Consider the following 24467-nt stretch of genomic DNA (forward strand, 5'->3'; position numbering starts at 1 on the left):
ACCTGACGTAAGAAAGCCCGGGCACCCTTGATTGGGTGGCCGGGCTTTTGCTTGCGTAATTACGCGCAGATCAGGCCGAGAGCTTGCTGGCCTGACGCAGTGGCACGCGCTTCTGGGCGAAGGTGGTGAGCAGACTGGTGGTGTCTTCCGCTGAAGACGGGCGGGAGAACAGGAAGCCCTGCCCCAACTTGCAGCCCAGTTCGGCCAGCGCCTGAACCTGATCGGCGGCCTCGATCCCTTCAGCGACAATCTTCATGTCGAGCTTGCGGGCCACCTCGATGATGCACCCCACAATCGTGCTGCTGGCAGCGTCGGAGCCGATACGGTCAACGAATGACTTGTCGATCTTGATGACATCAACCGGGAAGCTGAGCAAATGGGTCAGCGAGGCAAAGCCGGTGCCGAAATCATCAAGCGCTACCAGAACGCCACGCTCACGCAGGGCGCTGACGGTCTTGGGGACCTGATCGATACCGCCCATGAAGACGGCTTCGTTAACCTCAAGGGCGATGTGGTGAAGTGGCACGCGGGCGGCACCAAAGGTGTCAACGATGCGCTGTTCGAGGTCTCCGCGCAGGAAATCGCCCGAGGTGACATTGATGCCAACATGCTGGAAATCAATGCCGTCATCGAGCCATTGGCGGACATCGCGGGCGACCTGATTCATGATCTGGCCGGTCAATTGCCAGGCAATGCGCGGATCGGCGAAGGCGGCGTGGAATTCGCCGGCGCTGGCAATGCGCCCATCAGGCATGCGCATGCGAGCCAGCGCTTCTACGCCGACGATCTCGGCAGTGTCGAGGCGGACGACTGGCTGGTAGTGCGCCAAAATGCGGTTTTCGTTCAGCGCCAGGTCGACATCGCGCACCATGCGGGCGCGTTCGAGCATGGAAGTACGCAGATCGGGGGTGAACCGGACAAAGCCGCCGCGACGAATTTCCTTGGCGTGATAGAGCGCGAAATCGGCGTTCTGACGCAATGAGCCACCGTCTTCGCCGTCAGCGCCGAACAAGGCACCGCCAAGAGTGATATGGGGATCGATGGCCTGGCCATCGGCGTGGATCAAACCTGCGGCGGCCTCGATAATGGTGGTAGCCGCATCGTGCAGGCAGGTTTCGGTGCCGCAGGCAGGCACCAGCACGGCGAACTCGTCGCCGCCCAACCGACAGGCCACCAGGCTGGAATGGGCACCGGCAATGCGCTCGGCCAGGGTGCGGATCATCAGATCACCAACCACATGACCGACAGTGTCGTTGACGACCTTGAGATGATCAATATCGATCAGTAGCAGACCGAACGGGGCCTTATGCGAGACGGCATCTGCCAGCAATTCATCGAAGTGCCCGCGATTGGGCAGCCCGGTGAGGACATCGAAATAGGCAAGTCGTTCGCTGCGCGCGCGGACCTTGTCGTGATCGATAGCAAGGGCGCACAGATGCAGGCAGGTCTGGACGATATCGCGTTCCACCACATTGGGGCCGCGACAGGTGCGATAATAGAAGGCGAAGGTGGCCACTGTCTGGCCGTTCTTGTCGCAGATCGGGCTGGACCAGCAGGCCCGCAAACCCAAGGGCTGCGCCAATGCGCGATAATCGGCCCAGAGGGGGTCATTGTCGATATCGGTGACCATTACCGGCTGTTTGGTGTAGGCAGCGGTGCCGCACGAGCCGGTTTGTGGCCCAATGGGAAGATCAACAAGCGCCGCAGAAAACTCTGGTGGCAGGCTGGGAGCCGCAAGCGGCTGAACCCGTCCCGCGCCATCAATGGCGAGAATGGAGCAGATGGCGCCGGGGGCCATCGCTTCGGCCCGGCGGCACAGCAACTCGGCGATCGACGCAATCGTCTCGCCGCGAGCGACTGCTTCAAGCACCTCGGTCTGCAAATGCAGCAATAATGCACTGTCGGTGACCATGAAAACCTCTCACCGGTCGCTTCAGAACAAAAACGCTGTACCACCACGTTTTATCACGAGGCTTCACTATGACGCACAAGCTTGAGGCAGGCGTTAAACGCCATGGTTAGGCAGGTCTTACAGATGTTGTGACAAAGCCGAACGCATCGTGATCAATACGTCGCCCGACCGCCCGAGAGATCGAAGACGCTGGCCGTGGTGAAGCTGTTGTCGCGACTGACCAGCCAGGCCACCATGGCGGCAGCCTCATCGACTTCCAAGAAGCGCCCGCGCGGGATGCGCACCAGCATGTAGTCGATGAATTCAGGGGTCAGGGTGTCGAGAATGGCGGTCTTGGCCGTCGCGGGAGTGATGGCATTGACCCCGATATCGAATTTGGCCAGTTCCTTGCCCAGCGACTTGGTCAACCCGATAACGCCTGCCTTGGCGGCTGAATAGGCCGAGAGGTTGGGATTACCCTCCTTGCCGGCAACCGAGGAAATATTGACGATGCGCCCGTAATTGCGGGCCTTCATGGCGCCAATCACCACCTTGTTGACGTAGAAGGTGCCGTTGAGATTGACCTCGACAACACGACGCCATTCGTCCGGGTCGTAATCCTCCAGGCTGGCATTGGAACCAGCAATGCCAGCGGAGTTGACCAGGATCGATACCGGCCCGATCTGGCGTTCGACTTCGGCGTGAGCGCCCAGCAGGCTGGGATAATCGGTGATGTCCACGACCATGGATGAGGCGGCCGCCCCCAGGGCCACAGTGGCCTGTGACAGCACCTGGGCGTTGGAATCCCACAGGCTCACCTGAGCGCCGCTATCGATCAGCCGCTTGGCGATGGCGAAGCCCAGCCCCTGGGCGCCGCCGGTGACAATGGCGACCTGGTCGCGAAGATCGATCTGGTTCATGCGTGCTGGCCTCGGAATGACGACGGGTCAGGCAGACTGACGCGGGCATGCCGCGGCGCGCCGAGTCTCCCCCTGCGCCCATAGTGCGACCTGTGCGCCGGCAGAAACAAGCCCGCGACGGCGCGAAGTGTCAGGTTGAGTCTGATGGCGGATAGCGGCGTGATGCACCTGGACGGTACGGCTCACGCTCGCGTGTTGAACGGAACGGACAGCAAATCCGCCCGTTCTGCCCTAGATATTCAAGGAGCGAGCATGTCCACGATCACGACCATCAACCCTGCCACCGAAGAGGAAATCCAGACCTATAACCGGATGAGCGAGGCTGAGGCGATTGACCGGGTCGAGGCCTGCCATACCGCGTTTGTGGAATGGCGCACGCTATCGCATGCAGAGCGCGCGCCCTATCTGAACAGGATCGCGCAGGAACTGCGCGACAATGCCGATGAGCTGGCCGCGCTGATGACGCAGGAGACCGGCAAGCTGATCAAGGATGGCAAGCGCGAGGTGGAAATCTGCGCCGCGATCTTTGAATACACCGCCAAGAATGGCCCAGACGCGCTGGCCGACGAAGAGCGCACCCATGGCGCCAAGCAGAAGCGCGGCGTGGTGAGCTACCAGCCCATTGGCGTGATCTACTCCATACAGCCATGGAACTTTCCGCTCTACCAACCGGTGCGCGTGCTGGCTGCCAATCTGATGGCGGGCAATGGCTGTGTGCTCAAGCATGCCAGCATCTGCACCGGCTCAGGGCTGCGCCTGCGCGAAATGTGCATCGCAGCGGGCCTGCCCGAAGATCTGTTCCAGGTCGTGCTAATCGACCACGACATCAGCGACAAGCTGATTGCGCACCCCAAGGTGCGCGGCGTGACCCTGACCGGCAGCGATAGCGCGGGCCGTCATATTGGCGCTGTGGCTGCCAAGGCGCTGAAAAAGACCGTGCTCGAACTGGGCTCGAACGACGCCTATCTCGTGCTCGAAGATGCCGACATTGATACCGCCGTGAAATATTCGGTGATGGGACGGCTCTACAATAATGGCGAAACCTGCGTCTCGGCCAAGCGCTTCATCGTGACCGAAAAGGTGTATGACGCATTTGTCGATGCCTTTGTCGCCAAGATGAAGGATATCAGCCTGGGCGACCCGACCGACGAGAACAGCCAGCTTGGGCCCCTGTCGAGTCAGGACCAGTTTGATACCGTCAAAAGCCAGGTTGACGAGAGCGTCGCCAAGGGCGCGAGCGTCCTGTGTGGTGGCACGGCGCCTGACCGGACGGGGGCGTACTACCCCGCCACGGTGTTGGCGGACCTGAAACCCGGCATGCCCGCCTATGACGACGAAATCTTTGGGCCGGTCGCCTCGATCATTCGCGCCAAGGATGACGAGGACGCCATGCGTCTGGCCAATGAGAGCCGGTATGGACTGGGCGGCGGCATCTTTTCCAAGAATGAAGAGCGTGCGCTGGAACTGGCACGCGACCACTTCGATACCGGCATGATCCGCATCAATTCGTTCGGCGCGGCCGACCCCAACATGCCATTCGGGGGCGTAAAGGATTCCGGCTATGGCCGCGAACATGGCGGCTTCGGCATGAAGGAATTCGTCAACACCAAGGCGATTTTCCTGCCGTAACCGCGCGGCGGCGCCGGTTTTCCGGTGTTCCGCCCACCTTTTCGACATCCCGCGCGACATACGCAACCCAAATCAAAATCTGAGCTTAGGAGCATAGTTATGAGCATGAATATTCTTGTTGCCGGCGCAACCGGCAAGACCGGGCGCCAGCTCGTCCAGGCCCTGATCGATCAGGGCCACCAGCCCACAGCCCTGGTGCGTGAAAGCTCGGACACCAGCGCCCTGCCCGGGGTGCGAAGCTGCGTCAGGGTGATCTGACCGATTTGCCGGCGGGCGTATGCGAGGGCATGGATGCAGTCGTCTTTGCGGCGGGCTCGGGCGGCTCAACTGGTCCCGAAATGACCGACAAGGTGGATCGCGACGGCGCGCAACGCCTGGTCGATCTGGCGCGCGCGGCGGGCGTTTCCCGCTTTGTCATGCTGAGTTCGGTCGGCGCCGACCAAGCCAATCCTGAAGGCAAGCTGGCGCATTATCTCAAGGCCAAGCACGCCGCCGACGAACACCTCAAGGCGTCCGGCCTGACCTACGCCATCCTGCGCCCGGTTGCCCTGACTGATGATGGCCGCAGCGACAATGTGATTCTGGGCGAAGACGTGGATAAATCCGCCGAGGCCTCCCGCGCCGACGTGGCGCATGTGCTGGCCGAGGCCGTGACGACCGGTCGGTATGATGGGCAGGCGCTGAACATGCAGTCAGCTTAGCGAGCCGCCATTCCGGGGGCGGAGCAGTTCGTCCACGCGCCGCAAATCCTGGCGCCAGCAGTTGCCGACGCCAGGAACTCTATCTTTATACAGCCGCGAACGTTATGCCGCAGTTCTTCACGCGATTGACCTGTTCTATCGCCTGCATTTCGCCCTTCAATCGAGCAACCTCAGCCGCCGTGGCTCCGTCGCCCTTAAGGAAGAAGGCTGCTGGCCAGAATAGGATCAGCGAAACTCCAGTCATTGCCGCGTCCTGGCTCCGAGCTTTGTCCTGTGCACCGTACGCTTGCGCAGCCCTTGCAGATACCGCTTCGGCTTCTCCACGCAGTTGTTTGCAGGAGAGGTTCTCGTAGAGCCCTGTCGATACGTAGGTTGGCGCGATCTCCTTAGGCGGCGTCGCGCACCCGGCCAGCATCGCCGTTACGCCAAGCGCAACGATTGACTTCTTGATCATTTATTGAACCCCCAATTAATTTGAGAGAATAGACAAGACGTGATCGCGACAAGCAAGATGCACTCGCCATCCACAAGAATTCAAAACCACAATTCCACAGACTAATAGATAAAATACCCGAACTTAATGCGATATTTTGCCAATTTGAATTGGATTCAGTGACTTTTGCCCGCAAAGCACTGCCCAAATCAACTTTTCTAGTCTGCCGAAATTGCTCCGATGCGGACAACATGCGGTGACTCTTCGCTGCGAGAGGAGAGCGAGCACATACTTGCTCTGCAAAGGCGAATTCGACCAATGGGCTGAATGTATGGAAAAAGTGGTGCCCGGGACCGGAATCGAACCAGTGACACGCGGATTTTCAATCCGCCTCAATCCCGTCGAGACGCTGGCGCTTCTCGGATTATGTTGCGCCTATGTCGCGTCCGCTAATTTCTGGGGCGCGGCCTTGTGCAAATCCATGAACATCACAGGACTGGGCAATGCCTTGTTCTCGACGGTGTTTATGAGGGTGAAGCCACATTTGTCTTGATAGAATTTCACGGCCGTTTGCTTGGCATCCACAATCACAAACCGGCAACCGATGCGCGGCATGATTTCCTCTCTGGTGAGCCCCAATGCGAAATCCACCAGATATTGCCCCAGACCATTCCCCTTGAAACGCGTATCGACCGCAAGCCTGGCGATCTTGACTGCGGGACAGTGGTCATAGGTATAGCTCACGTCGCTGCCGATTTGGTCACCCACCTGAACCTGTGTTTCAACTTGGCCACAAACCAGAGTGATATAGGCGACGGCTTTGTCTGGCGCCGTACTTGCGAACGCAGCATACGTTTTAGCGAGCTCGCTCAGGTGATATTTCTGTGCGTGATTTTGAAGAAAGCTCTTTAGAGGCTGAAACGCTTGATCCCCGAGCTTAAGCCCGGAGAGGCGATCCCCGGACTTAATCTGTCGAAGTTCAAAAGAAATCTCGTCGTCAGCCACGCTTCAGCGTGATCTTCAACTTGCCGCCAGCTTCTTTGAAATCGCGCGAAACTTGAACGCCACGCTTCACAGCTTCGACGGCAGCGGCCTTTGGGCGACCATAGGTCACCTGGGCCTGAAAAGTTTTTGCGTCTTGATCGGTCAAAGTGACACGACCGAAGGCATGGGAAGTGATTGCCATTTCGTGCTCCTTTCCGTTGACACTCAATACAATGCTTAAATCATCACCAGACAGTAAAACACAATGGGTAACGATAGAAATATGTTGCAACACGTTCCCGTTAGGTTCCCATATTTACCCAACATTACACCGAAATGAGGCCGCTAGGGGGCCGCTAAGCCAATAACGCAGCTGCCGCATTGGCCAGTTCTGAGCCGTCCTCCCCTCTTGGGAACAGGTGTGAATAGGTGTCCATTGTCAGATTGATCGTGGCATGCCCAAGCCGCTCTTGCACTACCTTTGGCGGCAGGCCCAATCCACCATCTTGCGGTCGGTTGATGCACCAGCTGGCGTAGAAGTGCCGCAGGGCGTGCATGCCAGTATAACGGGCGGCAAGGATCGGCTGACCTTCGGAGTCGACTTCGCCAGTGTCGACCGTCACCCCTGCCCTGATCTGGGTAGGTAGCAGCCCCCGGTTGATCATGTTGGCCAGGCTCTCGACCTTTCCCCGCCCGTTGGGGAACACCAAGTCCAGCTCCTTGATCGGCTCTCCCTGGGCGTCCTTGCGGCCGGTATCGCGGCGTGGGCACACCAGACGCCATTCGCGCAGCGTGTTGATCACGATCGGTGGCAACGGCACTTCGCGTTCACCGGCCTCAGATTTCGGCTGCCCTATGTCGTTGAAACGGTCGGCGCGTTGGCGGACGTGAAGCACCTTGCGGTCAAGGTCTAGGTCATCCCAGCGAAGGCCGCGAAGCTCAGAAGCGCGGAGGCCCGTGAAAATGGCAGTGAGCAGCACCGGGCGCCAACGGCCCTGCAGCGCCCCCACGATTGCCTTGACCTCTGCTGGCGTCGGAATGTCCACCCCGACCCGCAGCTTGCCCCTGGCCCGCTTCTCTGCCCGCCTGTCAGATGATCCGCGCCGCCCGCGCATCTCCCGCACCACGTTGCGGGCCACCAGGCCGCGCTCCTGGGCGTCGGCAATGAGAGAGCCAAGGCTGACCACCACCTTGCGAACCATGGCCGGTGAGCGACCCTCATCGAGCATCCGCTCTTCGAATTGGCGCAGCGCCGGCAGTGTCAGGGCATTGAGACGAGTTTCACCGATGAACGGGCCTATATGGAGTTCAAGGTGCTGGCGATACTGGTCGACAGTAGAGCGCTCGCGCCCTGCCCTGCCCTTAGCCGCGATCCACATGCGGCCAGCGTTCATGATGGTGGCGCTGGCCGTATCTGCCACGTGCACACCCTCGCGGACTTCCACGGCGGCGGTGGTGGCGAACTGGTCGGCTTCCTTCTTGCGCTCAAAGGTCTTGAGACGCCGCTTGCCCTGGCTGTCGAGGTAATCGACCACCCATGCGGATTTCTCGACGCCAGCGGTGGACCAGGTGCGTTTGCGGACGGACACGATCAGTCCTCGTTGTCTTCATTGCGTTTCTGCACTTGAGACCAAAGCTTTGGAAGTTCTTCGCGCAACACGTCGTGCGCAGCTTCCTCGTCTTTGAACGCAAGGTTTAGACCAAGCATAGACAGGGCTGCGCGGGGTCCTCGCTCCTCCATCTCCTCGGTCGCGCGACGAAGTCGCTCCTCATTGACCCACTCCATGCCAATGCCCTGCATGAAATTCCTGAAATCATCAGTTGCGACGCCGGAATTCTCGCTCGCGCGTTCGATCTCACGTCGAGCGTCGCGCCTTAGCTTGTTGTATTCCGCATCCTCGACTTCTTCAATTGACTGCACCTGCAAGTTCATTGGGTGATCGAAGTCGATACCGGTTTGCAGCCTGGCCGCAAGCTCTTTGAGTTTATCGTTCAGGCCGCGACGGTATGCGGGAGCATCTGGATCTCGAAGCGAAATTAACATACATTTCAATGGTATCAACCAGCTCGCCGACACTAGGCTCCGGTGGAAAATACTGTTCCAGAACCTGCAAAATCTCACCGCTTACACTCCGCCCGTTGAAAATAGCGGACGCTTCAATTCTCGCCTTCAGATCAGGGGGCAGTCGGAGTTTGAACTGTGGGTCTGACTGCTTCGGAGCCATCGCTTTTCCCCTCATATTTCGTCGCAACGTCTATGAACCATTTAGGTCCTTGACGCTAGTGGACCTAACAGGTACCTGTGGACCTGTTAGGTCCATGGTTAAGGATTGTCCTATTGTCGCGAAACGATCCGCAATTAAAAATACGGCTACCCGCTGATGCCAAAGCCTTCATCGAAGGCGAAGCCCAGTTCAACGCATCTTCCCAAACATCTGAAGTTGTCCGCGCCATTCGTGCGGCCATGAAAGCAAAAGGCCCGGCCAGTGTTGAAGCACTGCCGAGCCATGATCACGACCACACCCATGCAAGGATTGAAGCCAATGAACTCGAAAGAGAATAGCACCGGCACGCCGGTTTCTGCAAGCCGCGCAGCCCCAGACGCTCAAGGCATAATGTACGACCTGAACGACCTTCAGTCGGATCTGGCGAACCTTGGTCACTTGGTGGACACCGTCGCAGCCACTATCCAAGATTGTGATTTCGGGCCTCCCGATAAACGCGTTCCACAGATGGACCGCCTCAACGCCTTGATTTGGATCAGCCGCGACATTGTTGAGGCACTGAACAAGTCTGTTGATGCCAATTTCCATACCATCGGCCGCACAACGGCACCGAAGGCGGTGGTGGCATGAGCAATTTCAAGAACACAACCATGAACCGCCGAACCTTGTTGGCTGGCGCATCGAGCATTTGTATCGGCGCGGCCATCCCCGCTCTGGCAGCCGAGCCAGCGTTCAGCGACAGCGACGTTCGGCAGATGCTAGAATTTGTCGACAAGCTCTATCAGCTACCTGACCCCGAGCGGCGGTGGTTCATCGACCAGATGGAACGGCAGCAGCGCGGCGAAGCCAATGCGATCGAGGGCACCGCTCCGATTCCGACATTTGCGGGAGGTGTTGGCTATGCAGAGTGAGCCAGAACCGCTGGATCTTCTTTGGGGTGCCACAGCGATAGCTGCTGCCATCAACAAGACCAGGCGCGCCACGTTTCACCTATTGGAGCGTGGAGTGATCCCAGCCCGCAAAATCGGGAACCAGTGGGTCTGCAGCCGCGCCAAGCTCGTTGAGCACTTCCACGGGGAGAGCGCGTCATGAGGTTCCTTGCCCTCTACATCGTCATGGCGCGCATGGCGCTGGCCAGTTGGCACCGCAAACAGGCGCGGAGCCATGTCGATGCCTCCTTTCGCATTCTGTCGAGGCTGCGCAATGAGGCATAGCCAGGCACGTCGCCGGCGGTGGAAGACATTGCTGCCGCCAATTCATGACCGGCGCCCTGACCCGCTTGCAGCCCATCGCAGGGCCAATCTGGCAGTTGCTGTCGCCTTGCGCGATGGCAGGCTTGAGAAACAGCCGTGCGAGGTCTGCGGAGCGGTGGAAGGCGTAGAGGCTCACCATGATGACCTAACCGCGCCTCTCGACGTGCGGTGGCGCTGCGCAATCCATCCGCAGGGGCGTCAATGACCAGTTCCCCGCGGTGGTACCGCTTCTTTCCAACGGACTGGCTATCGCGCATCGGCGACCTGTCTTCAGTCGAGCGTGGCGTATTGCTGACGCTGGTCTGTCTGATGTTCGAGCGAGGCGACAGATTGCCACGTGATGACGCACGGTTGGCCCGACTTTGCGGCATGACTCCAGCGTCGTTTCGCAAGGCTTTGAACGCTCTAATTCATGAGGGCAAGGTGACCGAAACCGACGGCCTGCTATCCACGGAATGGGTCGCGGTGGAACTCGCAAACACATTTCAAAAGGCGAACTCCGCAAGTCGGAGTGCGAAAGCGAGGTGGGATAAAAAGCCCAACGAAAACAATGACGCGACTGATGCGACCGCATCGCCAACGCATCCAGAACGCATATGCGAACCGGATGCTACCCAGAACCAGAAAGAAACCCCTATAGGCCCTAAGGGCCGAAATGGTTTGATTGATCTGACTGGAATGTCTCGGGAGATCCAGACTTACACAAGCCTTGGGATCAACCGGGAGGCAGCGCTGGGCGTCGAATGCCATCGGTGCGGTGCAACGCCGAACGCGCCGTGTGTTGGCACTGATGGCGCCCAGCGGGCACGATCGCACATCCAGCGCTATCAGTTGGTTGCGCATCACCGGAACGTCCCCACGGCAAGCACCGGCGGCGAACTTCCCGTGATCCGCGAAGATGACCCGATAGCCCCGTTCCTGGCCAAGGTGCGTGGGAAGCCGATCTATTGGGGCACCAGGTCATGCACAACGGCGACACCTGCCGAGATGGACGCTGCTCGGGCGCTGGCAGGTGCGGCTTGACCGGGGGCGCGTCGGCAACGCCATCGACTGACCAACCTGACAGCTCACCCACAACTAGAGAAAGTACAAATCATGAACAAAACACCAGCCAATGACACCCAGCCGAGCCAGAAGCGGGTCAAGCAAATGTGCGACCTCATGGTCGAGCGCGCCACGACAATGATGGCCAATGAAGCCGGGGCGCCGGTCGAGATGATTGTCGATCGACTGCTCACATTCGCCATTGCTCAGATGGCATCGACCTATGGCCGGCAGGAAGCGCTCAACATGCTGCGTTTCGCGTCCGACCAGGTGAAAGCCGGCAAGTTCGATCACCTGATCCACAGCGGCCGGCCAAACTGACTTGCCGGCTAATGCCTTCGCGCTTATTATCGGGGCGTCTGATTTGCATCCGTCACCAGCTGGTCTGGGACGAACGGCAGCCAGGCACCTTCGATGTCACCAGCTGGTCTGGGGCGCGAAGCACTGAAAAAGGGCACCACGGTGCCTGTGCTTTGTCGCATCGAGGTGCCTTATGAAATTCGACACAACCACCAAACAATCTGGATTCCTTCGCCTCAAATTCGCCTCCGATCAGTCGGGGGTGTTCGAGGGCTATGGCGCGATCTACGGCAACGTAGACAGCTATGGCGACATGATCATGCCAGGCGCGTTCGCGAAGAGCTTGGCGGCACACAAAGCGGCCGGCACGTTGCCAGTGATGCTTTGGGGGCACGACTCGTCCCGACCGATCGGCCGTTGGCTGGAAGTGCGCGAAGACTCATTCGGCCTCTTCGTTCGCGGCCAGTGCAATCTCGAAACGACTGCAGGCAAGGACGCCCAAGCCCACATCGCCAATGGCGACGTAACGGGCATGTCGATCGGCTATCGCCTCCCAGATGGCGGTTGGCACCGGGACGAAGGCGTCACCAAACTCACAGAAATCGATTTGAAAGAGGTGTCAGTCGTCGCCATCCCGGCGAACGACCGCGCCCGTGTCACCAGCAAAGCCGACTTGGTCGACCTGCTGATTAAAACCGGCCTGCCCCGTGCAGCCGCATCGAAGGTCGCCGCCGGCGGCTTCTCTGCCCTCTCCCAGAACCTCCATACCGACGACGAACTGGTCAAGGCCGCCTTGGTCGCAGTGAACGCGTCACTGAAAAATCTTGAAAGGAATACCCGATGAGCAAAGCAACCCGCGCTGGCGGCTATGGCTTCACCGCAATGAACTATCTGGGCGCACCTCAGATCGCATTCGATCACACCGAACGCGGCGGCGGTGGCGATATCAACGTCAAAGACCTGATGTCCGCATTTGAAAAGCGCGACGAAAAGCTGATCTCTGAGCTGGCAACCGTACAGGTCAAGACGGCAGCGGTGGCCGAACAGCTGGCCCAGATTGAACAGCGCATCGCGGAAGGTGACGGCGGCAGCTTCCAGAGCCGCGACACCGGCGCCACCGTTGGTGAGCAATTCATCAACAGCGAGAACGTGAAAGGACTTCTCGAAACCGCCAACCGTCGCGGGAAGGCCGATCTGCAGCTCAAGGCCTCCTTGACCTCGCTGACCACTGACGCAGCCGGATCTGTTGGCGCTGGTATGGCCCGCAGTCGGGATAACATGGTGTTGCTCCCGCAGCGCCGGCTGACCGTACGTAGTCTGCTGCCACAAATTCAGATCACCACTGGCGCGGTGGAAGTGCCGGTGCAGAAGGATCGCACGAACAATGCCGCGATGGTTGCGGAAGGTGCAGCGAAGCCGCAGAGCGACATTCAGCTCGAGCTCAAGACCTTTAACGCCCGCACCATCGCCCATTGGATGAAAGCCTCGCGGCAGGTGCTGGATGACGTGCCCCAGCTTCGCGGCATCGTGGACAATGAACTGCTGCAGGGCCTGGGCTTGAAGGAGGAAGGGCAGCTACTGAACGGCGACGGCACAGGCCAGAACCTCTTCGGCATGGTTCCGCAGGCGACAGCCTATTCCGCGCCTATCACCATCGCTAGCGCCACGAGCATCGACACAATTGGCTTGGCGCTGCTGCAGAACGCGTTGGCTGAGTACCCTGCTGACGGTATCATCATGAACCCTGCAGACTGGCTCTACATTCGTCTGCTCAAGGATGCGGGCGGCAACTACATTTTTGGCGAACCAGGCCAGACAGTGGAGCCGCGCCTGTTCGGTGTCCCGGTGATTGCAACGCCAGCCATGACCGTCGACAAATTTCTCGTCGGCCAATTCCAGACCGCCGCGACCATCTATGACCGGTGGGACGCTCGCGTCGAGATCGCCACGGAAAACGAAGACGACTTCATCAAGAACATGCTCACGATCCTGGCCGAGCAGCGCCTCGCCTTTGCAGTCAAGCGCCCTCTCGCTCTGACCTATGGCGACTTTGGCCGCGTGGCATAGCCATTGCGATGACCGGGCCGGCAGTCGGTCAGCGCAGGGGGCGGGAATAGTCCCACCCGCCCCACTTACTCCACCGGTGACCAAGTTCCGTTCGCACCGAGAGCAAATTCAAAAACAAAAGTTGGAGCCACCCCTGAAGGGGGTGATCTGTCACCAAACCATCGAAGGGAAATGCAATGACGAAAAGAGTGCACCCGCAGCCGCTATCGCACCAAATGGTCGAACGTCGCACACAGTTCGCACAGGCGATTGTTCCGATGCTTGAGGGCAAAAGAGAGCGGCTCGATGCCGGCGGGCCAGCATCCAGTGAGGATCGAGAGCGGCTCGAGGAAAATCTGGCTTGGTGGTCTGGAGAAACACAGTAATGGCCAGCCCCACGCCCTATAATGTCGGCACTATCACGGTGGCAAACGGCGACGCGATTGTGACAGGCACAGATACGTTCTGGGTTGGTACTGTGCGCTTGAACGACATGCTGTTCGTCCCTTCGCAGGGTTTGATGGCCCGCGTCACCGCTGACCCAACTGACAACGCAGTCTTGGCGATCACAGCTTGGGCCGGCACGTCACTCACTGACGCGGCCTATGAAATCATCCCGGCCGCGGATTCCACCACAAGTTCGGCTCGGGTGCGCGATCTGCTGGCCAACCTCACAGTCGTGGAAGCCAACGGACGCGGCCTGTTCTATCGCTTCAGCGACAGCGTATCCGATGCCGATCCGGGCTCTGGCTATCTGCGCTTGAACAACGCATCGATTGGAAGCGCGACTGCGGCATATGTCGACAATCTCGACGCCAACGGCGCCACGGTCTCAGCCGTTCTCGACAGCTGGGATGATGCAGCCACTGCAGCAGCGCGCGGGCAACTGTGGCTACGCTCCGTTGCCGACCCTGCAGCCTTTCATGCCTTCAAGGTCTCCGGCTCTGTCGTGGACGGCACCGGCTATCGCAAGCTGACCCTGACCTATATCGGCGGGTCGAGCACGTTCTCGGCAGATGACGAGATGATGGTAATGTTTTCAGCTCAAGGCGCGGACGGCACAAATGCCATTCTCGGCGTCTGGCAAGGCGCATGGGTCACTGCTGCCGGCTATGACGTTGACGACCTCGTGGAGGAGTCCGGCAGCACCTACATCTGCATTGAGGCGCATACGTCGGGAACATTTGCGACTGACCTTGCTGCGGCCAAATGGGAACTCGCGGTCGAGAAGGGCGATACCGGCGGCCAAGGCGATCAGGGCGACAAAGGTTGGTCGCCGCAGATTGTGGTGGTTTCAGATGGCACGAGGCGCGTTCACCAGCTTGCCGGCTATGTAGGCGGCACTGGCACGGCACCCACGGCGAACGTCGGTGAATACCTCAAGGGAGACGGCACGTTTACCGCAACGATAGGCGATGCGGCTGAAATGCGTGGCCCGGCTGGCCTCAACGGCGCAGGCACTGTTGCAAGCGTCGAGCCGGGCACTGCCATTGCAGTGGATAGCGCCGACGCGACCGCTCCCATCGTCTCCGCCATTCTCGCAAGTCAGGTGGAGGCGGAGGCCGGGGCAATCAACAGCAAGCTGATGACGCCCCTGCGTGTGCAGCAAGCCATCGAAGCGGCGGTCCCCAACGTTGGAACATTCACTGGTCAGCTGACCCCGGCTTCATCGGGGTCCATCACGATGGGCAACAACACCGGCACCTACTTTCGCTTTGGTGACATGGTGTTCTTCACCGGCATATTCGACGCTTCGTCGGTCTCTTCGCCGTCTGGGCTGCTAACCCTTGTCACTACCGGCTTGCCGGTGAGCGCAAACAACAACCGCAACACTGCGGCTATCACTCTGAACATATTCAGCCAGGTAGGCGGCGCCGATACCATCTTTCAGGCTCGCCTTCTGAAGAACACGGCCGATATCAAGATTGTTCACGTCAATCTTACAAGTGGCACAGAAGGATCAAACACAAGCGCCTTGATCAAAGCCAATACGGCAGTGGTGCTGAGTGGATTCTACATGGTTGCATGATGCGCCGGGGGCACCCAAAACTTCAGAAAGCGACCGTTCTCTGGACCCGCCATTCCCTCACGCAGAGATTTTTTTCTTGCTGGAAGTTCGCAGGTGCAAACCTAGTGCGAACCTTGGCAAGAACTTGCAGTAAGTCTCTGATTACATTGCCCAACCCCCAATGGGGGATGAACCCGAAATGGTTCGCAGTTCGCAGCTAGGTTTGCAGCGTGCGAACCAGTGCGAACCAAATCCGCTAGGCAGAGCTGCCCGTGCGCGCATTGACCCTCTCAATGTACCAAAGTCGGAACTCAGCCATTTGATCCGACCAAACTGCTATTTTGGACGCTGCTCTGGCGATCATATAGGCCGCCTCGTCCAGCGAGATCTCAATGGTCTCAGGCAAATCGGGAGTCAAATGCTTCAACCAGTCGCGCTCAGTGTTGAGGATTGAATTCCATTCCTTCTTGCTAAACTGCTCCCGTGCCTTCGGATGTTCCAGCAGCTTGTTGAATAGCGCCTCGCCATTGGTGTCTTCTAGCATCCCCTCAGCTGCGCCAGCCAAGGTTATGGCAACATCATAGTGGCCAGCTATAAAAGCGTCGATCGCGGCGTCGACCTGTCTGGCTGCACCAAGCTCTTTTGAAAGTTCCAGGATGTGATCAACAGGCTCCATCTTCCAAGTATCCACATGGGCCCGAAAAATGTCACGCACGCAGTTTCAGTTGTCGTCTACGTTGCCTGCTCTATCGGCGAACCTGCGCTTCGGCTGCGGCGCCGGCTGATTACTCAGGGAATCGAGCCAACGGTCTATCGCCCGGACATCATAAAGGATATTGGCCCCGATCTTCACGGGCGCCACCGGACACCAGGCGGCAAAGCCGGTAGTGGACTTGAAGCCAACATAGTTGGCCGCCTCAATCTTAGTCAGCATTCGCCGGGTTGGTAGCGCAAGGGCTGGTTTCATGTTGCATCCTTGTCGCGTGGATTCGCCGAGACAGTCGAGAACGTCGCGGAAATGCTGGGAATTGCTTTGCAACACTCACGCAACAAATTCGCGCCAACTGCGCGGGCGCAACACAAGTAACTGATTGAAACATATGAGAAAATTGTGGTGCCCGGGACCGGAATCGAACCAGTGACACGCGGATTTTCAATCCGCTGCTCTACCAACTGAGCTACCCGGGCAAGTGGGCGGAAGGTCCGCCCGGCTGAAAGCCATGGGCCTTATAGGGGATGGGTTTTTGCCGTGCAAGCGCGAAAAGCGCCTGTTGAAAATCAGTTTGCACGATTGGCCAGAAACTGGCGGGTCAGCTGGGGTTTTTGGGGCGATGGACGGCGCAAATGGATCAGAATTCGTCGTCCTGATCGTAGCTGGGGATGGAATTGTCGTTCTCGGACATAGGCTCGTCATCGCGCGCGGGGATGACATAGCCGCCGGTAAGCCAGCGATTGAGGTCCACATCGGCGCAGCGCTTTGAGCAGAAGGGCTTGAAGGCCTCAACGGCAGGCTTGGAGCAGATGGGGCATTTTTTGGCGGCGGCCGGGGTGGCCATCAGACGCCCGACAGCGTGGACTGATTGAGCCAGTTGAAATGGACTGGATAGCCCTCGCCGGCCAGCAATTGGGCGGTTTCCATCAATGGCAAGCCAACCACGCCCGAATAGGAGCCGGTGAGCTTGACGACAAAGGCCGCCGCAATGCCCTGGATGGCGTAGCCGCCAGCCTTGCCGCGCCATTCAGCGCTGGCCAGATAGGCTTCCATCTCGCGGGTCGAGAGCCGCTTGAAGCGAATGCGGGTTTCCACCAGCCGCTGGCGCTTGGCGCCCGAGGGCGTGAGTACCGTCAGGCCGGTATAGACGCGATGGGCCCGCCCCGAGAGCATGGACAGGCACTCGCTGGCCTCTTCCATGGTTTCGGCCTTGGGCAGAATGCGCCGCCCGACGGCAACGACCGTATCGGCGCCAAGCACCAATGCATCAGCACCAAAGCCCGCAGAGCGGGCCTTGTGTTGGGCGGTCAATGCCTTGAGGTCGGCCAGACGCTGGGCCAGCTTGCGTGGCAGCTCGCCCTTTTCAGGGGTCTCATCAACATGGGCGGGCACAAGGTGCTCGGGCTCGATGCCGATTTGATTGAGCAATGCCAGCCGGCGCGGCGAGGCGGAGGCCAGGATCAGGTCCGGACGGCTGGCCATCGCGTTAGCCTTACTTGAAGCGGTAGGTGATGCGGCCCTTGGTCAGGTCGTAGGGCGTCATTTCGCACAGGACCTTGTCACCAGCGAGGACGCGAATGCGATTCTTGCGCATGCGGCCAGCCGTGTGGGCGATGATCTCATGTTCGTTTTCCAACTTGACCCGAAAGGTCGCATTGGGAAGCAATTCCACTACCACGCCCGGAAATTCGAGCACTTCTTCCTTTGCCATACTGTCTCCAGATAAGACCCCGCGCAGCTCGGAATGGCGCGCCAGGGGTCGGAAATTGGGCGGAACCTACTTCAATTCATCGGGTTTGTGAACCACCGGAAACCAGTGACTCCAACCGCTCCCGAACACGCCTTGAAAGCGTGTCCCGCAACTCGCGATATGCACCGAGAACAACGTCGCGATTGCCCTCGACAAGTGAGGGGTCTGCAACCCGCCAGCGCTCGACAGCGCCCGCCTCCAGACCCTTGCGGGCCACGGCTTCCGGGGCATCATCGGACAGGCAGATCACCAGATCAAAATGGTTGGCCACCAGCTCGTCGAGAATGTGGGGCGTGTGAACGCTCATATCAATACCGACTTCTTCCATGACCTGATGGACGAACTGATCGGCCTTGCCGCCATTGACGCCAACCGAGCGGGCGATGATGCGACCTGGGAAAGCCTTGCGCGCGAGCGCGGCGGCGATAGGTGAGCGCACCGAATTCATCGAGCAGACGAACAGCACGGTGGGCAGCTCGGATTTGCTCTCGTCAATGCGGCTGGCATAGGGCTGGACGGCACAGATCAGGGTGAACAAGCGCCGGGCGGTATTGAGATCGATGATCAGCTTGTTATCGAGCCGGGTACGCAGCAGTTCGGCCGCTTCATTGTGCATGCCGCGCCGGGCCATATCGACCGTTTCGATCTGGAAGGGCTGAGCGGAGCGGATCGCCTCATAATAGGCATCGCGAATGCGGAAATAATCGCGGATCAGGCGCCGGAACGGGGTGAGCGAGAGATAGTGCGCGGCAATGGGCTGGAAGGTATCGGGATTGCGCACGTCGAGCACGATGGAATTGCCGACGATAGACATATGCAGCGCAAACGGCCCCTTGGCGCTGACGCGGGCGGGGCGGAAACTATTGTCCTCGAGCAGATCATAAATGGCGATGCGCCACTCATGCACCTCGTCAGGGTTGATCGAGGTGATGGTGTTGGGGTCCAGCGTGACGGTCACCAGCCGATCGGTCTTGGTCGGATCGGCTTTGGTGCGCGTTTCCGTGCCCATCACCATGCCTAGCGGTTCAGCCGGATGGAAATGGAGCGACCGTGGCCATGCAGCGCCTCGACCTCGGCAATGGTCACCGCCGCCTCGGCAAGTGCCGAGAGCGAGGACGGATCACAGCCCAGAATGGAAGTGCGCTTCATGAAATCGAGCACACCCAGGCCCGAGGCAAAGCGCGCCGAGCGGGCGGTGGGCAGCACGTGGTTGGAGCCGCCAACATAATCGCCAATGGCTTCGGGGGTGTGGTGGCCCAGGAAGATCGCACCGGCGTGGCGGATGGCGCCCATAAAGCCCTGCGGATCATTGATGGCCAGTTCGACATGCTCTGAAGCAATGCGATTGGCCAGAATGGCAGCTTCATCGAGCGAGCAAACGGTGATGATGGCGCCGAACTCATCCCAGCCCTGGCGCGCAATCTCTTCCTTGGGCAGCAGTGCGAGCTGGCGATCGACTTCGGCGTCGACCGTATCGGCCAGACCCTTTTCGGTGGTGACCAGAATGGACTGGGCACCTGCCCCGTGTTCAGCCTGCGCGATCAGATCGGCGGCGACCCAGGCGGGATTGGCCGAGCCGTCGGCGATTACGAGCACTTCGGAGGGACCGGCGATCATGTCGATGCCGACCTGGCCGAAAACCTGACGCTTGGCCGTGGCAACATAGGCATTGCCGGGGCCGACAACCTTGTCGACCTTGGGAATGGATGCGGTGCCATAGGCCAGCGCAGCAACGGCCTGTGCGCCGCCAATGCGGTAGATCTCGGTGACGCCAGCAATCTGGGCAGCGAGCAGAATGGCGGGATTGATTTCGCCATTGGGGGTGGGCACGACCATGGCAATGCGCGCCACGCCGGCCACCTTGGCTGGCACTGCATTCATCAGCACCGACGAAGGATAGGAGGCCAGTCCACCCGGCACATAGATGCCCACGGCATCGACCGGGGTCCAGCGGGTGCCCAGGGTAACGCCGAGCGGATCGGTGTAGATGTGGTCTTCGGGTTTCTGCTTGGCATGGTGCGCCCAGATGCGATCATGGGCCGTCTGCAACGCGGCGCGGATATTGTCGGGAACGCTGGCCGCGGCGCTGGCGATTTCCTCGGCCGAGATGGCGAGCGTATCAAGTGCGACATTGGCGTGGTCGAACTTGTTGGTCAGCTCGACCACCGCCGCGTCGCCGCGCGCGCGCACGTCTGCGATGATGCTGGCCACAGCGTCGTTGACGTCCTTGCTGGCTTCGCGCTTGCCTTCAAGCAGCTGCACGAAGCGCTGCTCGAAATCACTGTCAGCGGCATCAAGACGAATGGGCATCAGCAGTCCTTAGTCGAGAGAGTGGGCCGGCTTGGCCGCGGCGGCCCAGGCGGCACCAAGATCGCTGAGCCGGGCTTCGAGGCATTCAACGCCGAGACGGACGGTACCGCCACCGGCAAAGCTGAGTTCAACGATACCGGCCGGGCCGTCAATGGATTTGAAGGTTATGGCCAGCAATTCCAATACACCCTCGGGCGCGGCTGGATCAAAACCGTTGGTGACGACTGACTGGACCGCGTCAAAATGCAGCGCGGTGCGCTTGCGCACGCCCTTGTCGCGGCGGGATTTGCCCGATTCCCAGTCGAAGCGGTTCATCAACAGCGCAAAGCGGCGATCGCCGCGCGCATAGCCCATGTCGGAAACGCGCAGGACGGCGTCCTGCACATGGGCGGAAATGACTTCGAGGTCTTCGGTGTCGAGCGCGAGAAGCTTCAGGTCGGTCATGGATGGTCGGCCTTTGAGTTGGAAGGACCGTATCTGGTCACCCCGCTTCCGATCTACAAGCTTGATCGGTGTTGAGCAATGCGGCCAGCGCAAAAAGCGCGGCCCGCGAGAAGCCACCGTGCAATGGATTTCACTTGTTACTGACTGACCAGTCAGTTATTAACAGGCAATAGCTGGAGAAGTGCCATGGGCGAAGACACCAAGAAATTCCGCCGCCGCGCCGAGGCCAGGCCTGACGAAGTGCTCGATGCAGCACTGGCGGTGTTTGTGGAAAAAGGCTTCGCGGCGGCCAAGGTGGACGAGGTCGCGCGGGCTGCCGGGGTCTCCAAAGGGCTGGTCTATCTCTACTTCCCCTCCAAGGAAGCGCTGCTTGAGGGCATCGTGAAGCGCGCGCTTGCGCCAGTTGCCGACCACGCGGTGGAAGGTCTGGCGCATTTTGACGGCGACCCGCGCGAGGCCATCACCATGCTGCTGACCATTCTGTGTCGACAGTTGTCCGACCCGGCCAAGCTGGCAGTGCCCAAGCTGGTGCTGAGCGAAGTGGTGCGGTTTCCCGAGCTGGCAGCGATGTATCGGCGCGAAGTGCTCGACAAGGTGCGGCCGGCACTGGAGGGCATGGTGGCGCGCGGCGTGGCCAATGGGCAATTGCGGCCTATCGATCCGGAGATGGCAGTGCGCTCAATCATCGGGCCATTGATGGCCCATATCGCCATGAGCGAATTGTTCGACATCCGACCCGATGATGGTCTGGCCATGGAGCGCCTGCTCAAGAGCCATCTCGACATCCTGTTTTACGGCATGAGCGAGGCCCGGCCATGAACGAGTTTTTTGCGGGCATTCTGGCAACGCTGATGGCGATCCTGCCCGGTGGCGCGACGGTTGACACAGGTTATGTGGGCTATCTGGAAGCCGACTATGTCTATCTGGCGCCAGCCAGCGGCGGGCGCATAGCCGAAATATCGGTGCATGAGGGTGAGGCCGTCGCGGTGGGGCAGTTGCTGTTCAGCCTCGATGACCGACAGCAACAGGCACTGCTGGACGCAGCACAGGCCCGGGTCGCCTCGGCAGAAGCCACGCTGGACAATCTGGTTACCGGCGGGCGCAGCCAGGAGATCGATGTGATCCGCGCAACACTGAGCAAGGCGCAATCGGATCTGGTGCTGGCGCAATCCAATCTGGCGCGCAGCGAAAAGCTGCTCGCGCTGGGGACGGTGCCAGAAGTGCGGGTCGAACAGGACCGCGCCGCGCTGAACGCAGCGCAGGCGCAGGTGAACCAGTTGACGGCACAGGTCGGGGTGGCCGAGTTGCCGGCGCGCAATGCCCAGCAATTGGCAGCTGAAGCCAATTTGAACGCTGCCCAAGCCGATGCACGCCGCGCGGCACTTGAGCTGGCTGACCGTCAGACCAGGGCACCGGTTGCGGGACTGGTGGATCGCCTGTTCTACACGACCGGTGAAATGGCCACCGGGGCGCCGGTGCTGTCGATCCTGCCCGCCGGCGCCTTGAAAGCCCGGTTCTTTGTGCCGGAGACCGATCGGTCCGGCCTGGCGCTGGGAGATCAGGTAGCGGTGGGGTGCGACGGGTGTTCGGCGATGCGCGCCACGATCAGTTATCTGGCGCAGGAGCCACAGACCACGCCGCCCGTGATCTATTCGCGCGAGGAGCGCGGCCGGCTGGTCTATCTGGTTGAAGCCGAACTGGCCGAACCCGGCACACTTCAGCCCGGCCAACCCGTGACGGTGACCCGATGAGTGCGGCGCCGGTCATTGATGTGCGGGGCATGACCAAGCGGTTTGGCGACAAGCTGGTGGTCGACGCCTTTGACATCACGGTGCCGCGCGGGGCGATCTACGGCTTTTTGGGCCCCAATGGCTCGGGCAAGACGACCACCATCCGCATGTTGTGCGGTTTGCTGGTACCCGATGCGGGTGAAGGCAGCTGTCTTGGATTCGATGTGCGCCACCAGGCAGGCGAGATCAAGAAACAGCTCGGCTACATGACGCAGAAGTTCAGCCTGTATGAAGACCTGTCGATCCGCGAGAATCTGGACTTCGTGGCCCGCATGTACGGGATCAAGAACCGCAAGGTGCGCGTGACGACGGCGCTGGAAGACCTGGGACTGGCCGACCGTGCCGGGCAACTCGCGGGCACGCTTTCGGGCGGCTGGAAGCAGCGGCTGGCGCTGGCTGCCTGTCTGATTCATGACCCCAAATTGCTGCTGCTGGATGAACCTACAGCGGGCGTGGACCCCAAAGCTCGTCGCGATTTCTGGGACGAAATCCGACGGTTGAGCAAGACCGGCGTGACGGTGCTGGTATCGACCCACTACATGGACGAGGCCGTGCAGTGCGATTTCATCACCTATATCGCCTATGGCAAAAAGCTGATCGATGGCCCCGCAGGCGACATTCCTGCAATTGTCGGTCTGACCACCTGGCGGGCCGAGGGACCCGACCTGGCAGCACTCGAAACGGCGCTGGCAGGTCAGCCGGGGGTGGCGCAGATCGCGCGTTTTGGGTCGACCCTGCATGTGTCGGGCACGGATGCCCAGGCGCTCGAGACCACCGTGCGTGCCTTTGAGGCCAAGGGAGGGCAACGCTGGAGCCTGCAGCCGGCAGGTCTGGAAGAGGCGTTCATCTATCTGATGGCGGGGGCGCAGGACAATTTCTCGCGGGATGCAGCATGAGCCTGTTCTCCCTGTCCCGCTTTGTGGCCGTGCTGGCCAAAGAATTCATCCAGATGCGACGCGACCGCGTCACCTTCGCGATGATGATCGTGCTGCCGATCATGCAGTTGATGCTGTTCGGCTTCGCGATCAATGCGGATCCGCGCGATCTGCCGACACTGGTGGAGGTCAATGATGACGGGCCGCTGGTACGTGCCATGCTAGCGGGCATGGAGACCTCAGGCTATTTTGATTTCACCGGCGTGGTGCACGGGCCCGCCGAGGGCGAGGATGCGCTGCGGCGCGGTGTGGCCAGCTTTGTTGTGGTGATCCCGGCCCATTTTGAACGCGATGTGGTGCGCGGGCTGCGGCCCGACATTCTGCTGGCGGCCGATGCGGCGGACCCTGCTGCCATCGGGGGCGCTGCAGCCGCGCTGGGCGGCATCATCAATGGCGCGGTGAGCCAGACGTTGACCGGTCCGCTGGCCAGTGTGGCGGGGTCCCCTGCCCCGTTCGGGGTGATACTGCATCGGCAGTACAATCCCGAGGGCAAGACCTCGACCAATATCGTGCCGGGGCTGCTGGCGATCATCCTGTCGATGACCATGGTGATGATCACCGCAGTGGCCATCGTCAAGGAATATGAGCGCGGCACCATGGAAATGCTCATCTCGACGCCGGTCAAACCGTTCGAGGTGATGCTGGGCAAAATCCTGCCCTATGTGCTGGTCGGCTATGTGCAGACAGTGGTGTTTCTGGTGGCCGCGTTCGTGGTGTTCTCGGTGCCGTTCGAAGGCAGCTTCCTGGCCTTTTTCATCGGCTTCAACCTGTTCATTCTGGGCAATCTGGCGCTGGGTTTTCTGATTTCGACCGTAGCACGCAGTCAGATGCAGGCGATGCAGCTGAGCTTTTTCACCATCCTGCCGTCGATCCTGCTGTCAGGCTTCATGTTCCCGTTTGCCGGCATGCCCGGCTGGGCGCAGATGCTGGGCACAGGCGTGCCGGCGACCCACTTCATCCGGCTGGTGCGCAAGGTCATGCTCAAGGGCGCCGACAGCGCCGATGTAACCAGCCAGTTTGGCGCACTGGCCATCATTCTGGTGGTGTTTTCGCTGCTGGCAATGCTGCGCTATCGGCAGACGCTGGACTAGC

The 24467-nt window shown here is 60.1% G+C and carries 30 protein-coding genes, 2 tRNA genes and 1 pseudogene; 15 read left to right on the forward strand and 18 right to left on the reverse strand.

Annotation, left to right across the window (positions count from 1 at the left end):
• Positions 1-70 precede the first annotated feature (70 nt).
• On the reverse strand, positions 71-1912 hold the full coding sequence (locus AC0L37_RS14330; RefSeq protein WP_282222883.1) for a putative bifunctional diguanylate cyclase/phosphodiesterase: 1842 nt from the start codon (positions 1910-1912) through the stop codon (positions 71-73).
• Positions 1913-2064: 152 nt separating this feature from the next.
• A complete protein-coding gene (locus tag AC0L37_RS14335) occupies positions 2065-2811 on the reverse strand; it encodes an SDR family NAD(P)-dependent oxidoreductase (protein ID WP_282222882.1) in 747 nt (248 codons plus the stop codon).
• 252 nt (positions 2812-3063) lie between these two features.
• Between AC0L37_RS14335 and AC0L37_RS14340 the strand changes: the two genes are divergently transcribed.
• Positions 3064-4440, forward strand: a complete 1377-nt coding sequence (locus AC0L37_RS14340) for an NAD-dependent succinate-semialdehyde dehydrogenase (RefSeq protein WP_282222881.1) — start codon at positions 3064-3066, stop codon at positions 4438-4440.
• 105 nt (positions 4441-4545) lie between these two features.
• A pseudogene (locus AC0L37_RS14345) lies at positions 4546-5141 on the forward strand (SDR family oxidoreductase).
• 85 nt (positions 5142-5226) lie between these two features.
• Here AC0L37_RS14345 and AC0L37_RS14350 read toward each other — a convergent pair.
• The 7 genes from AC0L37_RS14350 to AC0L37_RS14380 form a co-directional block, all read right to left on the reverse strand.
• Entirely contained in the window at positions 5227-5595 is a 369-nt protein-coding gene (locus AC0L37_RS14350; protein WP_282222878.1) for a hypothetical protein, read from the reverse strand.
• 320 nt (positions 5596-5915) lie between these two features.
• Positions 5916-5988, reverse strand: a tRNA-Phe gene (locus AC0L37_RS14355).
• 21 nt (positions 5989-6009) lie between these two features.
• A complete protein-coding gene (locus AC0L37_RS14360; RefSeq protein ID WP_282222877.1) occupies positions 6010-6579 on the reverse strand; it encodes a GNAT family N-acetyltransferase in 570 nt (189 codons plus the stop codon).
• Positions 6572-6760 (reverse strand): hypothetical protein, encoded by a 189-nt coding sequence (locus tag AC0L37_RS14365; protein ID WP_282222876.1) that lies wholly within the window; start codon positions 6758-6760, stop codon positions 6572-6574. The genes AC0L37_RS14360 and AC0L37_RS14365 overlap by 8 nt, the downstream gene beginning before the upstream one ends.
• Before the next feature lie 154 nt (positions 6761-6914).
• Positions 6915-8147 (reverse strand): tyrosine-type recombinase/integrase, encoded by a 1233-nt coding sequence (locus tag AC0L37_RS14370; RefSeq protein WP_282222875.1) that lies wholly within the window; start codon positions 8145-8147, stop codon positions 6915-6917.
• Between the two features lie 2 nt (positions 8148-8149).
• Positions 8150-8602 (reverse strand): hypothetical protein, encoded by a 453-nt coding sequence (locus tag AC0L37_RS14375; RefSeq protein ID WP_473313167.1) that lies wholly within the window; start codon positions 8600-8602, stop codon positions 8150-8152.
• Entirely contained in the window at positions 8544-8798 is a 255-nt protein-coding gene (locus tag AC0L37_RS14380) for an Arc family DNA-binding protein (RefSeq protein WP_473313168.1), read from the reverse strand. The genes AC0L37_RS14375 and AC0L37_RS14380 overlap by 59 nt, the downstream gene beginning before the upstream one ends.
• A gap of 98 nt (positions 8799-8896) precedes the next feature.
• Here AC0L37_RS14380 and AC0L37_RS14385 point away from each other — a divergent pair, with 98 nt between their 5' ends.
• From AC0L37_RS14385 to AC0L37_RS14425, 9 genes are all read left to right on the forward strand, one after another.
• Complete coding sequence (locus tag AC0L37_RS14385) at positions 8897-9121, forward strand: hypothetical protein (protein ID WP_282222873.1); 225 nt, start codon at positions 8897-8899, stop codon at positions 9119-9121.
• The gene (locus tag AC0L37_RS14390; RefSeq protein ID WP_282222872.1) at positions 9102-9413 is read left to right on the forward strand and encodes a hypothetical protein; all 312 of its coding nucleotides are present in this window, start codon (positions 9102-9104) and stop codon (positions 9411-9413) included. The genes AC0L37_RS14385 and AC0L37_RS14390 overlap by 20 nt, the downstream gene beginning before the upstream one ends.
• Positions 9410-9694, forward strand: coding sequence for a hypothetical protein (locus AC0L37_RS14395; protein WP_282222871.1), 285 nt, complete (start codon positions 9410-9412; stop codon positions 9692-9694). The genes AC0L37_RS14390 and AC0L37_RS14395 overlap by 4 nt, the downstream gene beginning before the upstream one ends.
• Positions 9695-9871: 177 nt before the next feature.
• On the forward strand, positions 9872-9997 hold the full coding sequence (locus AC0L37_RS14400) for a hypothetical protein (protein ID WP_282222870.1): 126 nt from the start codon (positions 9872-9874) through the stop codon (positions 9995-9997).
• A 240-nt stretch (positions 9998-10237) separates the two neighbouring features.
• Positions 10238-11059, forward strand: a complete 822-nt coding sequence (locus AC0L37_RS14405) for a DUF1376 domain-containing protein (protein WP_282222869.1) — start codon at positions 10238-10240, stop codon at positions 11057-11059.
• 72 nt (positions 11060-11131) lie between these two features.
• Positions 11132-11401 carry a hypothetical protein gene (locus AC0L37_RS14410; protein WP_282222868.1) on the forward strand — a complete coding sequence of 90 codons (270 nt, stop codon included), beginning with the start codon at positions 11132-11134 and terminating at the stop codon, positions 11399-11401.
• Positions 11402-11573: 172 nt separating this feature from the next.
• Complete coding sequence (locus AC0L37_RS14415; RefSeq protein ID WP_282222867.1) at positions 11574-12224, forward strand: HK97 family phage prohead protease; 651 nt, start codon at positions 11574-11576, stop codon at positions 12222-12224.
• Entirely contained in the window at positions 12221-13447 is a 1227-nt protein-coding gene (locus tag AC0L37_RS14420) for a phage major capsid protein (protein ID WP_473313169.1), read from the forward strand. The genes AC0L37_RS14415 and AC0L37_RS14420 overlap by 4 nt, the downstream gene beginning before the upstream one ends.
• Positions 13448-13811: 364 nt before the next feature.
• A complete protein-coding gene (locus tag AC0L37_RS14425; protein WP_282222865.1) occupies positions 13812-15455 on the forward strand; it encodes a hypothetical protein in 1644 nt (547 codons plus the stop codon).
• Positions 15456-15690: 235 nt separating this feature from the next.
• Here the strand turns inward: AC0L37_RS14425 and AC0L37_RS14430 are convergent, their stop codons facing one another.
• The 9 genes from AC0L37_RS14430 to AC0L37_RS14470 form a co-directional block, all read right to left on the reverse strand.
• Positions 15691-16149: a hypothetical protein gene (locus AC0L37_RS14430; RefSeq protein WP_282222864.1), complete on the reverse strand. Its 459-nt coding sequence runs from the start codon at positions 16147-16149 to the stop codon at positions 15691-15693.
• A 6-nt stretch (positions 16150-16155) separates the two neighbouring features.
• Complete coding sequence (locus AC0L37_RS14435) at positions 16156-16401, reverse strand: hypothetical protein (protein ID WP_282222863.1); 246 nt, start codon at positions 16399-16401, stop codon at positions 16156-16158.
• Positions 16402-16546: 145 nt separating this feature from the next.
• Positions 16547-16622: transfer RNA gene (locus AC0L37_RS14440), tRNA-Phe, on the reverse strand.
• A gap of 161 nt (positions 16623-16783) precedes the next feature.
• Complete coding sequence (gene yacG, locus AC0L37_RS14445) at positions 16784-16990, reverse strand: DNA gyrase inhibitor YacG (protein WP_212658964.1); 207 nt, start codon at positions 16988-16990, stop codon at positions 16784-16786.
• Complete coding sequence (locus AC0L37_RS14450) at positions 16990-17628, reverse strand: Maf family nucleotide pyrophosphatase (protein WP_212658965.1); 639 nt, start codon at positions 17626-17628, stop codon at positions 16990-16992. The genes yacG and AC0L37_RS14450 overlap by 1 nt, the downstream gene beginning before the upstream one ends.
• Positions 17629-17638: 10 nt before the next feature.
• Positions 17639-17857 (reverse strand): translation initiation factor IF-1, encoded by a 219-nt coding sequence (infA, locus tag AC0L37_RS14455; RefSeq protein WP_046138947.1) that lies wholly within the window; start codon positions 17855-17857, stop codon positions 17639-17641.
• Positions 17858-17933: 76 nt separating this feature from the next.
• The gene (locus AC0L37_RS14460) at positions 17934-18911 is read right to left on the reverse strand and encodes a UPF0262 family protein (RefSeq protein WP_348984733.1); all 978 of its coding nucleotides are present in this window, start codon (positions 18909-18911) and stop codon (positions 17934-17936) included.
• Positions 18912-18913: 2 nt separating this feature from the next.
• Complete coding sequence (gene hisD, locus AC0L37_RS14465) at positions 18914-20206, reverse strand: histidinol dehydrogenase (RefSeq protein WP_212658967.1); 1293 nt, start codon at positions 20204-20206, stop codon at positions 18914-18916.
• Positions 20207-20215: 9 nt separating this feature from the next.
• The gene (locus AC0L37_RS14470) at positions 20216-20650 is read right to left on the reverse strand and encodes a DUF2948 family protein (RefSeq protein WP_212658968.1); all 435 of its coding nucleotides are present in this window, start codon (positions 20648-20650) and stop codon (positions 20216-20218) included.
• Positions 20651-20836: 186 nt separating this feature from the next.
• On the opposite strand from AC0L37_RS14470, the gene AC0L37_RS14475 reads away from it, so the two are divergent.
• From AC0L37_RS14475 to AC0L37_RS14490, 4 genes are read left to right on the forward strand one after another with little or no spacing between them, the layout of a single operon-like run.
• Positions 20837-21469 (forward strand): TetR/AcrR family transcriptional regulator, encoded by a 633-nt coding sequence (locus AC0L37_RS14475; RefSeq protein WP_212658969.1) that lies wholly within the window; start codon positions 20837-20839, stop codon positions 21467-21469.
• Positions 21466-22401 (forward strand): HlyD family secretion protein, encoded by a 936-nt coding sequence (locus AC0L37_RS14480; RefSeq protein WP_282222862.1) that lies wholly within the window; start codon positions 21466-21468, stop codon positions 22399-22401. The genes AC0L37_RS14475 and AC0L37_RS14480 overlap by 4 nt, the downstream gene beginning before the upstream one ends.
• Positions 22398-23336 carry an ABC transporter ATP-binding protein gene (locus AC0L37_RS14485; RefSeq protein ID WP_282222861.1) on the forward strand — a complete coding sequence of 313 codons (939 nt, stop codon included), beginning with the start codon at positions 22398-22400 and terminating at the stop codon, positions 23334-23336. The genes AC0L37_RS14480 and AC0L37_RS14485 overlap by 4 nt, the downstream gene beginning before the upstream one ends.
• On the forward strand, positions 23333-24466 hold the full coding sequence (locus AC0L37_RS14490; RefSeq protein WP_269367968.1) for an ABC transporter permease: 1134 nt from the start codon (positions 23333-23335) through the stop codon (positions 24464-24466). Before AC0L37_RS14485 ends, AC0L37_RS14490 begins: the two co-directional genes overlap by 4 nt.
• Position 24467: the final 1 nt, after the last annotated feature.

This window comes from Devosia sp. J2-20 (assembly GCF_055808475.1).

Coding starts and splice junctions, on each gene's coding strand:
- AC0L37_RS14330 (WP_282222883.1), bottom strand. CDS start 1,912: ATGGTCACCGACAGTGCATTATTGCTGCATTTGCAGACCGAGGTGCTT.
- AC0L37_RS14335 (WP_282222882.1), bottom strand. CDS start 2,811: ATGAACCAGATCGATCTTCGCGACCAGGTCGCCATTGTCACCGGCGGC.
- AC0L37_RS14340 (WP_282222881.1), top strand. CDS start 3,064: ATGTCCACGATCACGACCATCAACCCTGCCACCGAAGAGGAAATCCAG.
- AC0L37_RS14350 (WP_282222878.1), bottom strand. CDS start 5,595: ATGATCAAGAAGTCAATCGTTGCGCTTGGCGTAACGGCGATGCTGGCC.
- AC0L37_RS14365 (WP_282222876.1), bottom strand. CDS start 6,760: ATGGCAATCACTTCCCATGCCTTCGGTCGTGTCACTTTGACCGATCAA.
- AC0L37_RS14375 (WP_473313167.1), bottom strand. CDS start 8,602: ATGTTAATTTCGCTTCGAGATCCAGATGCTCCCGCATACCGTCGCGGC.
- AC0L37_RS14380 (WP_473313168.1), bottom strand. CDS start 8,798: ATGAGGGGAAAAGCGATGGCTCCGAAGCAGTCAGACCCACAGTTCAAA.
- AC0L37_RS14390 (WP_282222872.1), top strand. CDS start 9,102: ATGAACTCGAAAGAGAATAGCACCGGCACGCCGGTTTCTGCAAGCCGC.
- AC0L37_RS14395 (WP_282222871.1), top strand. CDS start 9,410: ATGAGCAATTTCAAGAACACAACCATGAACCGCCGAACCTTGTTGGCT.
- AC0L37_RS14400 (WP_282222870.1), top strand. CDS start 9,872: ATGAGGTTCCTTGCCCTCTACATCGTCATGGCGCGCATGGCGCTGGCC.
- AC0L37_RS14405 (WP_282222869.1), top strand. CDS start 10,238: ATGACCAGTTCCCCGCGGTGGTACCGCTTCTTTCCAACGGACTGGCTA.
- AC0L37_RS14410 (WP_282222868.1), top strand. CDS start 11,132: ATGAACAAAACACCAGCCAATGACACCCAGCCGAGCCAGAAGCGGGTC.
- AC0L37_RS14415 (WP_282222867.1), top strand. CDS start 11,574: ATGAAATTCGACACAACCACCAAACAATCTGGATTCCTTCGCCTCAAA.
- AC0L37_RS14420 (WP_473313169.1), top strand. CDS start 12,221: ATGAGCAAAGCAACCCGCGCTGGCGGCTATGGCTTCACCGCAATGAAC.
- AC0L37_RS14425 (WP_282222865.1), top strand. CDS start 13,812: ATGGCCAGCCCCACGCCCTATAATGTCGGCACTATCACGGTGGCAAAC.
- AC0L37_RS14435 (WP_282222863.1), bottom strand. CDS start 16,401: ATGAAACCAGCCCTTGCGCTACCAACCCGGCGAATGCTGACTAAGATT.
- yacG (WP_212658964.1), bottom strand. CDS start 16,990: ATGGCCACCCCGGCCGCCGCCAAAAAATGCCCCATCTGCTCCAAGCCT.
- AC0L37_RS14450 (WP_212658965.1), bottom strand. CDS start 17,628: ATGGCCAGCCGTCCGGACCTGATCCTGGCCTCCGCCTCGCCGCGCCGG.
- infA (WP_046138947.1), bottom strand. CDS start 17,857: ATGGCAAAGGAAGAAGTGCTCGAATTTCCGGGCGTGGTAGTGGAATTG.
- AC0L37_RS14460 (WP_348984733.1), bottom strand. CDS start 18,911: ATGGTGATGGGCACGGAAACGCGCACCAAAGCCGATCCGACCAAGACC.
- hisD (WP_212658967.1), bottom strand. CDS start 20,206: ATGCCCATTCGTCTTGATGCCGCTGACAGTGATTTCGAGCAGCGCTTC.
- AC0L37_RS14470 (WP_212658968.1), bottom strand. CDS start 20,650: ATGACCGACCTGAAGCTTCTCGCGCTCGACACCGAAGACCTCGAAGTC.
- AC0L37_RS14475 (WP_212658969.1), top strand. CDS start 20,837: ATGGGCGAAGACACCAAGAAATTCCGCCGCCGCGCCGAGGCCAGGCCT.
- AC0L37_RS14480 (WP_282222862.1), top strand. CDS start 21,466: ATGAACGAGTTTTTTGCGGGCATTCTGGCAACGCTGATGGCGATCCTG.
- AC0L37_RS14485 (WP_282222861.1), top strand. CDS start 22,398: ATGAGTGCGGCGCCGGTCATTGATGTGCGGGGCATGACCAAGCGGTTT.
- AC0L37_RS14490 (WP_269367968.1), top strand. CDS start 23,333: ATGAGCCTGTTCTCCCTGTCCCGCTTTGTGGCCGTGCTGGCCAAAGAA.